The 12,613-nt window shown below is 73.0% G+C and carries 8 protein-coding genes; 3 read left to right on the forward strand and 5 right to left on the reverse strand.

The genetic code is table 11. From position 1 onward, the window contains the following. Nucleotides 1–48 precede the first annotated feature (48 nt). Nucleotides 49–1,569: a 30S ribosomal protein S1 gene (gene rpsA / locus WAB15_RS11240; RefSeq protein WP_033271630.1), complete on the reverse strand. Its 1,521-nt coding sequence runs from the start codon at nucleotides 1,567–1,569 to the stop codon at nucleotides 49–51. A gap of 375 nt (nucleotides 1,570–1,944) precedes the next feature. Here rpsA and WAB15_RS11245 point away from each other — a divergent pair, with 375 nt between their 5' ends. Both WAB15_RS11245 and hrpB read left to right on the forward strand, forming a co-directional pair. Further along, nucleotides 1,945–2,766 (forward strand): class I SAM-dependent methyltransferase, encoded by an 822-nt coding sequence (locus tag WAB15_RS11245; RefSeq protein ID WP_407286128.1) that lies wholly within the window; start codon nucleotides 1,945–1,947, stop codon nucleotides 2,764–2,766. 48 nt (nucleotides 2,767–2,814) lie between these two features. Beyond that, nucleotides 2,815–5,412 carry an ATP-dependent helicase HrpB gene (gene hrpB / locus WAB15_RS11250; RefSeq protein WP_407286129.1) on the forward strand — a complete coding sequence of 866 codons (2,598 nt, stop codon included), beginning with the start codon at nucleotides 2,815–2,817 and terminating at the stop codon, nucleotides 5,410–5,412. Here the strand turns inward: hrpB and WAB15_RS11255 are convergent. The 3 genes from WAB15_RS11255 to WAB15_RS11265 form a co-directional block, all read right to left on the reverse strand. Further along, nucleotides 5,399–6,409 (reverse strand): DUF3068 domain-containing protein, encoded by a 1,011-nt coding sequence (locus tag WAB15_RS11255; RefSeq protein WP_399147651.1) that lies wholly within the window; start codon nucleotides 6,407–6,409, stop codon nucleotides 5,399–5,401. The genes hrpB and WAB15_RS11255 overlap by 14 nt on opposite strands. Before the next feature lie 18 nt (nucleotides 6,410–6,427). After that, complete coding sequence (locus WAB15_RS11260) at nucleotides 6,428–6,562, reverse strand: SPW_0924 family protein (protein ID WP_399147650.1); 135 nt, start codon at nucleotides 6,560–6,562, stop codon at nucleotides 6,428–6,430. Nucleotides 6,563–6,762: 200 nt separating this feature from the next. Continuing rightward, nucleotides 6,763–8,640 (reverse strand): lytic transglycosylase, encoded by a 1,878-nt coding sequence (locus tag WAB15_RS11265; RefSeq protein WP_407286130.1) that lies wholly within the window; start codon nucleotides 8,638–8,640, stop codon nucleotides 6,763–6,765. A gap of 151 nt (nucleotides 8,641–8,791) precedes the next feature. Between WAB15_RS11265 and WAB15_RS11270 the strand changes: the two genes are divergently transcribed. Then, nucleotides 8,792–9,691, forward strand: coding sequence for a DUF4184 family protein (locus tag WAB15_RS11270; protein ID WP_407286131.1), 900 nt, complete (start codon nucleotides 8,792–8,794; stop codon nucleotides 9,689–9,691). Nucleotides 9,692–9,756: 65 nt separating this feature from the next. On the opposite strand, the gene polA is transcribed toward WAB15_RS11270, so the two are convergent. Further along, nucleotides 9,757–12,495, reverse strand: coding sequence for a DNA polymerase I (polA, locus tag WAB15_RS11275; protein WP_407286132.1), 2,739 nt, complete (start codon nucleotides 12,493–12,495; stop codon nucleotides 9,757–9,759). Between the last annotated feature and the right edge of the window lie 118 nt (nucleotides 12,496–12,613).

Here is a 12,613-nt window from a genome sequence, read left to right on the forward strand (position 1 = left end):
TATCGGCTAGTGCCTAGCAGCGGCGAACCGCCGCCTGTCGGCGCAAGCTCAGCTCTGGCCGCCGGCCAGCTTCTCGCGGAGCGCGGCGAGCGCCTCGTCCGACGCCAGGGCGCCGGAGTTGTCCGCCGACTCCGAGGAGTACGAGCCGCCGCCACCGGCGTTGCCGCCGCCGGCCTGGCCGCCACCCTGCGCCGCCGGCGCCGCAGCACCCTCGGCCGCAGCCTGCTCGTCGGCCTCGCGCGACTTGATGACCTGGGCCTGGTGCTGCTCGAAGCGCTGCTGCGCCTCGGCGTACTGGTTCTCCCACGCCTCGCGCTGGGTCTCGTAGCCCTCGAGCCAGTCGTTGGTCTCGGGGTCGAAGCCCTCGGGGTAGATGTAGTTGCCCTGGTCGTCGTAGGACGCGGCCATGCCGTACAGGGTCGGGTCGAACTCGACCGCCGACGGGTCGGCACCGAAGGACTCGTTGGCCTGCTTCAGCGAGAGGCTGATGCGGCGGCGCTCGAGGTCGATGTCGATGACCTTGACGAAGATCTCGTCGTTGACCTGGACGACCTGCTCCGGGATCTCGACGTGGCGCTCGGCCAGCTCGGAGATGTGGACCAGGCCCTCGATGCCCTCGTCGACGCGCACGAACGCACCGAAGGGAACGAGCTTGGTGACCTTACCCGGGACGACCTGACCGATCTGGTGGGTCCGGGCGAACTGCTGCCACGGGTCTTCCTGGGTCGCCTTGAGCGACAGGGACACGCGCTCGCGGTCCATGTCGACGTCCAGGACCTCGACCGTGACCTCCTGGCCGACCTCGACGACCTCGGACGGGTGGTCGATGTGCTTCCAGGACAGCTCGGAGACGTGGACGAGACCGTCGACGCCACCCAGGTCCACGAAGGCACCGAAGTTGACGATGGAGGAGACGACGCCGGAGCGCACCTGACCCTTCTGGAGGGTGGTGAGGAAGGTCTGGCGGACCTCGCTCTGGGTCTGCTCCAGCCAGGCACGGCGGGACAGGACCACGTTGTTGCGGTTCTTGTCCAGCTCGATGATCTTGGCCTCGAGCTCCTTGCCCACGTAGGGCTGAAGGTCGCGGACGCGGCGCATCTCGACCAGGGAGGCCGGGAGGAAGCCACGGAGGCCGATGTCGAGGATGAGACCACCCTTGACGACCTCGATGACGGTACCGGTGACGATGCCGTCCTCTTCCTTGATCTTCTCGATGGTGCCCCAGGCACGCTCGTACTGGGCGCGCTTCTTCGAGAGGATCAGGCGGCCTTCCTTGTCCTCCTTCTGGAGAACAAGGGCTTCGATCTCGTCACCGACGGCGACGACCTCGTTGGGGTCGACGTCGTGCTTGATCGAGAGCTCGCGGCTCGGGATGACGCCTTCGGTCTTGTAACCGATGTCGAGCAGGACCTCGTCCCGGTCGACCTTCACGATGACGCCGTCGACGATGTCGCCGTCGTTGAAGTACTTGATCGTCTCGTCGATCGCGGCGAGGAAGGCTTCCTCGTTACCGATGTCGTTGACCGCAACCTGCGGGGTGGTGGCGGTGGTCTCGGTGCTGCTCGTCATGTGGGAAAGGGCTCCGGTACGGACATTGAAGTCGTAGGTACTGCTACGCCGAGAGCCCGTATCGCCTCTGCATAAGCCGGACAGTGTCGGAGACGCTCTTTTCGGAGGACCACGAGTGCCAGAGCACCGGGAACGATCCGGAACGCCTCAAAACCGAGGGGTACATACAGATGCGAGCGCGGCCTGCTCCGTCTGAGGCGCGCAGGCCCGCAGCGCAACTTGTAGCATACGGGGGCAGCCGGACGCGGTCAATGCGCGAACGCGCACACCCGGGACAGAACGCCCCATAAACGGCACGCGCGGTGTTCCGCGAGGTCGAACGGCCTCACAGTCCCTGCAGCTACAAGCAGAGCGAAGACTACGACGACGGGCGCGATGAACCAAGAGCACGAGCCGGAGGCGACCCGCCGCGACGCCTCGGACACCGAGAGCAGCCGCGCCAATCGTGGCTGGTGGGACCGCAACGCGGACGAGTATCAGAGCGAGCACGGAGCGTTCCTCGGGGACGACCGGTTCGTCTGGGGCCCCGAGGGGCTCGACGAGGCGGACGCCGGGCTGCTGGGGCCGGCCGAGGGACTGAAGGGGCAGCGGGTCCTGGAGGTCGGGGCCGGCGCCGCGCAGTGCTCCCGCTGGCTGGCGGCGCAGGGCGCGCGCCCGGTGGCGCTCGACCTCTCCCATCGGCAACTGCAGCACGCACTGCGGATCGCCGAGGCCACGGACGACGACGCCACCGCGCTGGTGGAGGCGGACGCCGGGGCGCTGCCGTTCCGTGACGGCAGCTTCGACCTGGCCTGTTCCGCGTACGGCGCGCTGCCGTTCGTCGCCGATCCGGTGCGGGTGCTGCGCGAGGTACGGCGGGTGCTGCGGCCCGGCGGCCGGTTCGTCTTCTCCGTCACGCACCCCATCCGCTGGGCCTTCCCCGACGAGCCGGGGCCCGAGGGGCTGTCGGTGGCGGCCTCGTACTTCGACCGCACGCCGTACGTGGAGCAGGACGAGACCGGCCGGGCGGTGTACGTCGAGCACCACCGGACGCTGGGCGACCGGGTGCGGGACGTGGTGGCGGGCGGGTTCCGGCTGGTGGACCTCGTCGAGCCGGAATGGCCGGAGGGCAACACCCAGGAGTGGGGAGGCTGGTCGCCGCTGCGCGGGCACCTGATCCCGGGGACGGCGATCTTCGTGTGCGTGGCGGAGGGGTAACGGGGGCACCCGGGCCGGCGCGGGAGGCCGGGGCGGCAGACTGGGGGCGTGATCGCCCGTGACGCCCTTGCCCAGCTGCCCGTACGTACCGCGCTGCCCGCGCTGCGCGCCGCCCTGGAGGAGGCCGGTGCGGCGGTGCTGTGCGCCCCGCCGGGCACCGGCAAGACGACGCTGGTGCCGCTGGAGCTCGCGGGCCTGACCGGCGCGGGGCCCCGGCGGCGGGTGCTGGTCGCCGAGCCGCGGCGGATCGCGGCCCGGGCCGCGGCGCGGCGGATGGCCTGGCTGCTGGGCGAGAAGGCCGGTGACCAGGTCGGATTCACGGTGCGTGGTGAGCGGCGGGCCGGGCCGCGTACGTGTGTGGAGGTGGTGACCACCGGTGTGCTGCTGCAGCGGCTGCAGCGTGATCCGGAGCTGGCCGGGGTCGATGTCGTGGTGCTCGACGAGTGCCACGAGCGGCATCTGGACGCCGACACCTGTGCGGCCTTCCTCCTGGACGTACGCGAGACGCTGCGGCCCGAGCTGCGGCTGGTGGCCGCGTCGGCGACGACGGACGCCGAGGGGTGGGCCCGTTTGTTGGGGGGCTCCCAGGGGGCGGCGCCGGTGGTCGAGGCGGCGGGCGTGTCGCACCCCGTGGAGGCGGTGTGGGCGCCACCGGAGCGGCCGGTGCGGCCGGCGCACGGGATGCGGGTGGATCCGGCGCTGCTGACGCATGTGGCGGGCGTGGTGCGGCGGGCGCTGCGCGAGCGGTCGGGTGACGTGCTGTGCTTTCTGCCCGGTGTCGGGGAGATCGGGCGGGTCGCCGGGGAGCTGGCCGGGGTGGACGCCGAGGTGCTGCAGGTGCACGGGCGGGCGCCGGCCGAGGTGCAGGACGCGGTGCTGGCGGGTGGTGACGGCGGGCGCCGGGTGGTGCTGGCGACCTCCGTGGCGGAGTCCAGCCTGACCGTGCCGGGTGTACGGGTGGTGGTGGACAGCGGGCTGGCGCGGGTGCCGCGGATGGATCACGCACGCGGGCTGAGCGCGCTGGCGACCGTACGGGCCTCCCGGGCGGCGGCCCGCCAGCGGGCCGGCCGGGCGGGGCGCGAGGCGCCCGGTGTGGTCTACCGCTGCTGGTCGCAGGGCGAGGACGGGCGGCTGCCGGCGTTCCCCGAGCCGGAGATCAAGGTGGCCGATCTGACCGCGTTCGCCTTGCAGGCGGCCTGCTGGGGCGATCCGGCGGCGAGTGGTCTGGCGCTGCTCGACGCGCCGCCGGCCGGGGCGCTGGCCGCGGCGCGGGAGGTGCTGACGGCGATCGGCGCGGTGGACGAGGACGGCCGGGCGACGGAGCGGGGCACCCGGATGGCGCGGGTCGGACTGCATCCCCGGCTTGCGCGCGCCCTGCTGGACGGAGCGCCCGAGGTGGGCGTACGGCGCGCCGCGGAGGTGGTGGCGCTGCTGAGCGAGGAGCCGCCGCGGGCGTACGGGGACGATCTGGCGGAGGCGTGGCGCACCGCGCGGCGGGGCGGCGACGCGTACGCCGCCCGGTGGCGGCAGGAGGCGCGGCGGCTGGCGTCGGCGGGCGCGGAGCCGGGGACGGGCGGGGCGGCCGGCGCCGGTGCGGCAACGAGCGGGGGCGGCGGCGCCGGTGCGCCGACATCCGACGACGCGGTCGCCGGTCTGATCGCCGCGCTGGCGTTCCCCGAGCGGGTGGCACGGGCCCGCGGTGCCGGGAGCTATCTCATGGCGTCCGGGACCGGTGCCGAGCTGGCGGGTGCGGGGTCGGGTCCGCGGGCCGGCCGGGGCGGTTCCCGGCTGCGGGATGCGGCGTGGCTGGCCGTCGCGGTGGCGGACCGGCCGGTGGCGGCGGTGTCGGCTCGGGTGCAGCTGGCGGCGGTGATCGACGAGGGGACCGCGCGTGCGGCGGCGCGGGCGCTGTACTCCTCGGGCGAGGAGGTGCACTGGTCGGACGGGGACGTGGTGGCCCGGCGGGTGACCCGGCTCGGCGCGATCGAGCTGGTGTCGCGGCCGCTGACCGCACCCGGTGCGGAACTGCTGCGGGACGCGGTGGTGGCGGGGCTGCGGCGAGAGGGGCTCGGTCTGCTGCGGTGGTCGCCCGGCGCGGCCTCGCTGCGGCAGCGGATGGCGTTCGTGCACCGGGAGTTGGGGGCGCCGTGGCCCGACGTGTCGGACGCGGCGCTGCTGGAGCGGGTCGAGGACTGGCTCGGGGTCGAAGTCGGGCGGGCACGGCGGCGGGCCGATCTGGAGCGGATCGACGCGGGGCAGGCGCTGGCCCGGCTGCTGCCCTGGGCGAGTGGCGACGCGGCCCGCTTCGACGAGCTGGCGCCGGAGCGGATCGAGGTGCCGAGCGGTTCGCGGGTACGGGTGGACTACGGCGGCGAGCAGCCCGTGCTGGCCGTGAAGCTGCAGGAACTGTTCGGCTGGCAGGAGTCGCCGCGGGTGGCCGGCGGGCGGGTGCCCGTACTGGTGCATCTGCTCTCCCCCGCGGGGCGCCCGGCCGCCGTCACCGCCGATCTCGCCTCCTTCTGGAAGGACGGATACCGCTCCGTGCGCGCCGAGTTGCGCGGCCGCTATCCCAAGCACCCGTGGCCGGAGGACCCGACGACCGCACAGCCGACCCGGCACACCACGGCGCGGCTCAAGCGGGGCTGAGCGGAGCCTCGGGCGTGTCGGGGGCCGCACGGCCGGTGGCGGCGGGTCCGGCGCCGGGTCGCCGGCCGCGGGCCTCAAGATGCAGGCTCAGGGCGAGCAGTGCCGCGCCCAGGACCACGAATCCCCAGGGCAGGTAGCTGGTCAGCAGCAGGACGAGGGTGCGCTGGGACGTCACCAGGGCGACGGTGGAGTCGACGTAGTCGGCGCGCATCTTCACATGGCCGGCGAAGGCGGTGACCCTGCCGCCGCCGGGCAGCAGATCGCCGCCGCGCAGTTCCTCCTTGTGGATCTCCTCGCCGTTGACCGGTGCGCCGGTGACCGGGTCGACCCAGAACATCCGCTTGGTGCTGTACCAGCGGGTGGTGCCCATCTTCGCGACGGCCTGCGGGGTGATGCCCTTGACCGGCATCTTCTTGGGGAGCGCGACCTTCGTCCAGGGGATGGTCTGCTCGAAGTAGTAGACCTCCAGGCCGCGGAAGGTGCGGGTGCCCTTGTAGTGGATGGGCGCGGAGGTGCGGGTCTGGGCGTCGAAGTAGGTGTAGTCGCGCTGCTCGGTGAGGAACGGCCACTTGTACTCGATGCCGTTACGGCGCACCGGGTCGCCGTCGACCATCTCCCCGGTGGCGTGCACGGGTTCCTGGGAGTGGGCGTCGAAGATGTAGCGCTCGGGGATCTGGGAGACCATCTTGCCGTCGGGGCCGGCGACATAGGACAGCGCGTCCCAGACGACGACGTCGCGGCCGGCGGTCTTCTCGATGCGGTCGGAGGCGGCGACGTCGCCCTTGAGGGTCTGGACGATGGTGACCTTGGGGACCCGCTCGGCCTTCATCGTGCCGTAGTCGATGAGGGTGGCGGGCCTGGCCTCCAGGACCATGTCCTGGTACTGGCTGGGCGGGATCTTGGCGAGCCGCGGGAAGGCGTACCACCGCATCAGCGGGGACAGGGCGGTGAAGAAGACGGCGAAGGCGAGCAGTACCAGGCTGGCGGTGCGGCGCATGACGGCGGCGTCCCTCCCTCAGGGGTGCTCGGGGACGGTGGTCAGCAGCGGCTTGGGGGAGGTCGTGCCGCTGGGCGCGCCGATCGCCGTGAGGGTGAAGAGGAGAGCGAGCGCCGCGGCCAGTCCGATCGCGGCTGCTGTCAGGGCGCGCATGGCCGGCCTCCCGGGATGCGGTGCGTGTCCGGGGAGGGATCCCCGGATCCTCGACGGCGTCAGGGCGGGGGCACCGTAGCAACGGGCGGCCGAGATGAGAACACGTTTCACCCGAGGACGTGGCGCGCCGCCGTCCCGCCCTGGACGGAGGGCGGAACGGCGGCGCAGGACCGGACGGTTGCCGGCCCGGTCCACGGGGCCTATGCGCGGTCCGGTGCGGTGACCTTGAGCTCGACGGTGAGTACGGCACCGTCCGCGGTGGTCAGCCGGAGCAGGAACGTCCCGGTGCGGGTGTCGGTGCAGATCTTCGGGAGCTTCAGCAGGCCGTCGGCGTCCGTGGTGAGCCCGGTGCGGGTGCGGACCGGCTTGCCCTTGTCGGCGCCGGTGGCCTCGGGGTCCTCGAAGTAGGGGCCCTTGTCGTTCTCCACGGGCTTGTCCGGGTCGTCGGTGACCATGGTCGCGGTGACCGGCACCCCCGCCGCGAACTTGCCCTGGTACGTCGCCTTGATCTCGACCGCGCCGGCCGCGAACGCCTGGCCGGCGGTCGTCGTCAGCTCCTTGTCCGAGGTGCGCACGAGCTTGTCGGCCTTCGGCGCCGGCGCGGCCTTGACGGTGGCATCGAAGGCGACGGCGGGCACGGTGCGGCCGACGGCCGTCGCCCGGATGGTGAAGGCGCCCGTCTTGTCGCCCGCGTGCAGCGTGGGCGCGGTGGCCAGACCGTCCTTGCCGGTGGTGACGGTGACGGCGGTCGCGCCGTCGGGGAAGCGGGCACCGGAGGGCGCGGGGAGGGTGAAGCGGACGGGGGCGCCGGCGACCGGCTTGCCCGTCGCGTCCTCGGCCCGCACCCGCGGCGACGCGGCGAAGTCGCCGCCCGCGGTGGCGCTCACGTCCTTGTCGCCCACCCGCACCAGGGCGGTGAGCGGGGCGGGCTCGGTGGGCGGCTTGGGGGTGGGCTTCTGGGGGTCCTTGCCGCCCGGTGCGGGGTCGGTGCCGCCGGGCTCGGCGGGCTTGCCCGGCTTCGGCTCGGCGGGCTTGCCCGGCTTGGGCTCGGCGGGCTTGCCCGGCTTGGGCTCGGCGGGCTTGCCCGGCTTGGGCTCGGCGGGCTTGCCCGGCTTGGGCTCGGCGGGGCCGTGCGGCTTCGGTTCGGCGGGGTGGTGGCCGGCGCCGGCGCCCCGGCCGTGGCCCTTGCCGGTACCGCCTTCGGTCCGGCCGCCGCCGTGCCCGCCGTTGCCGCCGCCCCGTTGGACGGGGAGTACGCCCTTGCCGTCCGGCACCTCGTGGGTGCCGGTGCGGTAGAACGCGTACCAGGACAGCACCGTCCGCAGATACTCCTCGGAGTTGTTGTAGCCGAGGATCGCGCGGTCGACGTCCTGCCGGGTCGACAGGTCGCGGCCGGCGGCGCACAGGTACCGGCCGGCGGCGAGCGCCGCGTCGAAGACGTTGTTGGGGTCCTTCTTGCCGTCGCCGTTGCCGTCGGCACCCCAACCGGTGCCGTCGGGGCCGCCGCCGGACCAGGTGGAGGGGATGAACTGCATCGGCCCGACGGCACGGTCATGGGTGAGGTCGCCGTCGTAGCGGCCGCCGTCGGTGTCGGTGATCCGCGCGAAGCCGTGGCCGTTGAGCTGCGGGCCGAGGATCGGCTGGAGGGTGGTGCCCTCGGCGTCGACCGCTCCGCCGCGCGCCTGGCCGGATTCGACCTTGCCGATGCCGGCGAGCAGTTGCCAGGGCAGGCGGCAGCCCGGATCGGACCCGCCGATCCGGGACTCGGCCTTCTTGTACGCGGCCAGAACGGTGGCGGGGATGCCGGCCTGGGCGGGGCCGGTGACGACGGGACCGCCCTTGGGGTGCTGCGAACCGCTCGGCGGTACCGGGCTTTTGAGGGGCGGCAGGTCGGTGTAGTACGCCGAGCCGCCGTCGATGGGGGTGTCGGCCGGAGGCGGGGCCGGCTCCCTCTCCCCGGCGGCCGCGCTCTCGGTGGCGGCCGGCGCCTGAGAGGCCGTCAGGGCGGCGCACACCAGGGCCGCCACGGCCGTCGAGGCCGCTCCCCGGCCGAGCCGCCGTCGGAATGTGGCTGCCATACGTGGTCCCCTCCGCTGTGCCCGACCCGCGTCACCGACGCGGTACCGCGCCCCCCGGCGCGTCAACTCAGGCGACACTACGACAACTCGGGCCCGGCATCTACCACCGTCATCGGACACATAATGATCCGAATCGTTCAAGGAGATGCTCATGCCGTTCACGCTCAGCCATGCCGCCGCCGTGCTCCCGGCTATCCGGCGGACCGGCGCGGCCCGTGGCCCGCTGGTCTCCTCGGCGCTCGTCGCGGGGTCTTTCGCGCCGGACATGACGTACTACGCGGACACCGTGGTGCCGGGCGCCATGGAGTTCGGTGACGCCACCCACTCGCTGCCCGGTGTGCTGACGGTGGACGTCCTGGTCACCGCGGGGCTGGTCGGCGGCTGGCTGCTGCTGCGCGAGCCGGCGCTGGCGCTGCTGCCCCGGGCCTGGCGGGGCCGGATGCACACATTGCTGCGGGGCCGCCCCTGGCGACCGCGCGGGCCCCGCGAACTCGCCGCGCTGGTGGGGTGGTTCATCGTCTCGGCGGTGCTCGGATCGGCGTCCCATGTCGTATGGGACGCCTTCACCCACCCGGGCCGCTGGGGCACCCGCCTGATACCCGCTCTGAACGACACCGTGGGCGGTCTGCCGGTGGCGACGTATGTGCAGTACGGCACCTCGGCGCTGGCGCTGGTGGCCATGGCGTGGTTCGGGTGGTCGGCGCTGCGGGCCACGGGCGGGCCCGCGGGCGCCGTGGCCGCGGTGCCCGACCCGGGCGCCGTGCCCCACCTGACCGTACGGCTGCGGCTGCTGCTGACCGCACCGCTCGCCCTGTGCGTTTTGGTCGGCGCGACACACCGGACCCTGCGGGCGCACGCCGTCTACGGCGACGCCGCGACCTGGCCGGACTACATCCCGACCGTGCTCTTCGGCGCCGGCGCGGGCCTCACTCTGGGGCTACCGCTGTACGCCGTGGCCGTACGGCTGCTGCAGCGGCGGGCACACCGGGTGCGGCCGGACGCGGCCGAGCGCGAGGGCGTGTCCGACCGGGCCGCGCGGGTCCGCGGCTGAGCCGTGGGCCCGGCGCGAGGGCGGGCCCGGGCGGGGGCCGGAGCTGTTCCGGCCCCCGTGGCGGGTCAGTGCGCCGCCGACTCCCAGTCCTTGCCCGAGCCGACCGAGACGTCCAGCGGGGCGCGCAGTTCGACCGCCGCGGCCATCTCCCGGCGGACCAGCTCCTCGAGCTTCTCGCGTTCGCCGGGGGCCACCTCGACGACGATTTCGTCATGGACCTGGAGCAGCATCCGGGACCGGAGCTGCGCCGCCCGCAGCGCGGCGTCGACCCGCAGCATCGCGATCTTGACGATATCGGCGGCGGTGCCCTGGATCGGGGCGTTCAGCGCCATCCGCTCGGCCATCTCGCGGCGCTGGCGGTTGTCGCTGTTGAGGTCGGGCAGATAGCGGCGGCGACCGAGCATCGTCTCCGTATAGCCGGTGGCGCGGGCCTCCTCCACGACGCGGCGGAGGTAGTCGCGCACCCCGCCGAACCGCTCGAAGTAGTTGTCCATCAGCTTGCGGGCCTCATCGGGCTGGATGCCCAGCTGCTGGGCGAGGCCGAAGGCCGACAGGCCGTACGCCAGGCCGTAGGACATCGCCTTGATCTTGCGGCGCATCTCCGCGTCGACCTGGTCCGTGGCGACCGAGAAGACATGGGAGGCGACGGTGGTGTGCAGGTCCTCGCCGGAGGTGAAGGCCTCGATCAGGCCCTCGTCCTCGGAGAGATGGGCCATCACCCGCAGCTCGATCTGGCTGTAGTCGGCCGTCAGCAGGGACTCGAAGCCCTCGCCGACGACGAAGCCGCGGCGGATCGCCCGACCCTCGTCCGTACGCACCGGGATGTTCTGCAGATTGGGGTCCGTGGACGACAGCCGGCCGGTCGCGGCCACGGTCTGGTTGAAGGTGGTGTGGATCCGGCCGTCCGCGGCGATGGTCTTGATCAACCCCTCGACCGTCGTGCGCAGCTTGGCCTGCTCACGATGGCGGAGCATGATCACCGGGAGTTCGTTCTCGGTCTGCGAAGCCAGCCAGGCCAGGGCGTCGGCGTCGGTGGTGTAGCCGGTCTTGGTCTTCTTCGTCTTGGGCAGACCCAGCTCGCCGAAGAGGACCTCCTGCAGCTGCTTGGGCGAGCCCAGGTTGAACTCATGGCCCGCGGCGGCATGCGCCTCCTTCACCGCCTGCTGCACGGCGCCGGCGAACTGCTGCTCCATGCGCTCCAGCCAGCCCCGGTCGGCAGCGATACCGGCCCGCTCCATCCGGGCCAGCAGCTCGCTGGTCGGCAGCTCCACATCGCGCAGCAGCTCGGCCGCACCGACCTCCGCCAGCTTCGCCTCGAACGCCACGCCCAGGTCGAGGACCGTCCGCGCCTGCCCCATCAGGGCGTCCGCCTCGGCCTCCTCGTCCGCGCCGAACGCCAGCTGCCCGTCGCCGGCGGCCGCCGGGGCGAGATCGCGCCCCAGATACTCGATGGACAGGGCGTCCAGAGCGAAGGAGCGACGGCCGGGCTTGACCAGATAGGCGGCCAGCGCGGTGTCCATCGTGACGCCGTCGATGCGCCAGCCGTGCTCGCCGAAGACCCGCATCAGGCCCTTGGCGTTGTGCATCACCTTGGGGCGGGCCGCGTCCGCGCTCCAGGCGGCGAAGGCCCGCTCATCGGCCTCGTCGAGCTGGGCGGGGTCGAACCAGGCGGCCGGGCCGCCGGCGGTGGCCAGCGCCACCTCGGCGACGCTGCCGCTGCCCAGGCTCCAGACGTCGACGGTGGCCACACCCAGCGGGCCCGTGGCGTGCTCGGCCAGCCAACCGGCGAGTTCGCCGGTGCCCAGGACCGTGCCGTCCACCTCGACGCCGGCGGCCGGGGCGGCCTCCTCGGCGGCCTCGGCGGCACCCGGGTCGACGGCGTGCAGCCGGTCGCGCAGGCCCTGGTTGCGGATCTCCAGGGCGTTGAGGAAGACCGTGAGCGCCTCGCGGTCGTAGGCCTCGCGGACCAGCTCCAGGGGACCGCAGGGCAGCTCGACGTCGCGCACCATCTCGGTCAGCCGGCGGTTGAGCTTCACCGCCTCCAGGTGCTCACGGAAGTTGACGCCCGCCTTGCCCTTGACCTCCTCGGCGCGCTCCACCAGCTCCGCGAACGAACCGAACTGGTTGATCCACTTCGTGGCGGTCTTCTCGCCGACGCCCGGGATGCCGGGGAGGTTGTCGGACGGGTCGCCGCGCAGCGCGGCGAAGTCCGGGTACTGGGCGGGGGTCAGGCCGTACTTCTCGAAGACCTTCTCCGGGGTGAAGCGGGTCAGCTCCGAGACGCCCTTGGTGGGGTAGAGGACCGTGACGTCGTCGGAGACCAGCTGGAAGGCGTCGCGGTCGCCGGTGACGATCGAGACCTCGAAGCCCTGCGCGGTGGCCTGCTCCGTGAGCGTGGCGATCACGTCGTCGGCCTCGAACCCCTCCACGGCGAAGCGCTTGACGTGCATCGCGTCGAGCAGCTCGCCGATCAGCTCGACCTGGCCCTTGAACTCGTCGGGCGTCTTGGAACGGTTCGCCTTGTAGTCCGCGAACTCCGCCGACCGCCAGGTCTTGCGCGAGACGTCGAACGCCACCGCGAAGTGCGTGGGCGCCTCGTCGCGCAGAGTGTTCGCGAGCATCGACGCGAAGCCGTAGATCGCATTGGTCGGTTGTCCCGTGACGGTCGTGAAATTCTCCACGGGCAGGGCGAAGAACGCCCGATATGCCATGGAATGCCCGTCCATCAGAAGCAGGCGGGGACGACCGCCCGCCGCCGCCTCGGTGCCGGTCGCTTCGCTCTTCTTCGCTGCCTTTGCTGCCACGCCCCCGATCCTGCCACGCCCCACTGACAATCCCCGCCGCGGCGGTCCGGCCCCCGCCGCACACCGCCCGCCCCGCACCGCGAAACACCGCCCCGCACCGCCCGCGATCGCCCCTACA

It is taken from the genome of Streptomyces sirii (assembly GCF_045690365.1).
In the GTDB taxonomy this organism is placed as follows: Bacteria; Actinomycetota; Actinomycetes; order Streptomycetales; family Streptomycetaceae; genus Streptomyces; species Streptomyces sirii.

Coding starts and splice junctions, on each gene's coding strand:
- rpsA (WP_033271630.1), bottom strand. CDS start 1,569: ATGACGAGCAGCACCGAGACCACCGCCACCACCCCGCAGGTTGCGGTC.
- WAB15_RS11245 (WP_407286128.1), top strand. CDS start 1,945: ATGAACCAAGAGCACGAGCCGGAGGCGACCCGCCGCGACGCCTCGGAC.
- WAB15_RS11255 (WP_399147651.1), bottom strand. CDS start 6,409: ATGCGCCGCACCGCCAGCCTGGTACTGCTCGCCTTCGCCGTCTTCTTC.
- WAB15_RS11260 (WP_399147650.1), bottom strand. CDS start 6,562: ATGCGCGCCCTGACAGCAGCCGCGATCGGACTGGCCGCGGCGCTCGCT.
- WAB15_RS11265 (WP_407286130.1), bottom strand. CDS start 8,640: ATGGCAGCCACATTCCGACGGCGGCTCGGCCGGGGAGCGGCCTCGACG.
- WAB15_RS11270 (WP_407286131.1), top strand. CDS start 8,792: ATGCCGTTCACGCTCAGCCATGCCGCCGCCGTGCTCCCGGCTATCCGG.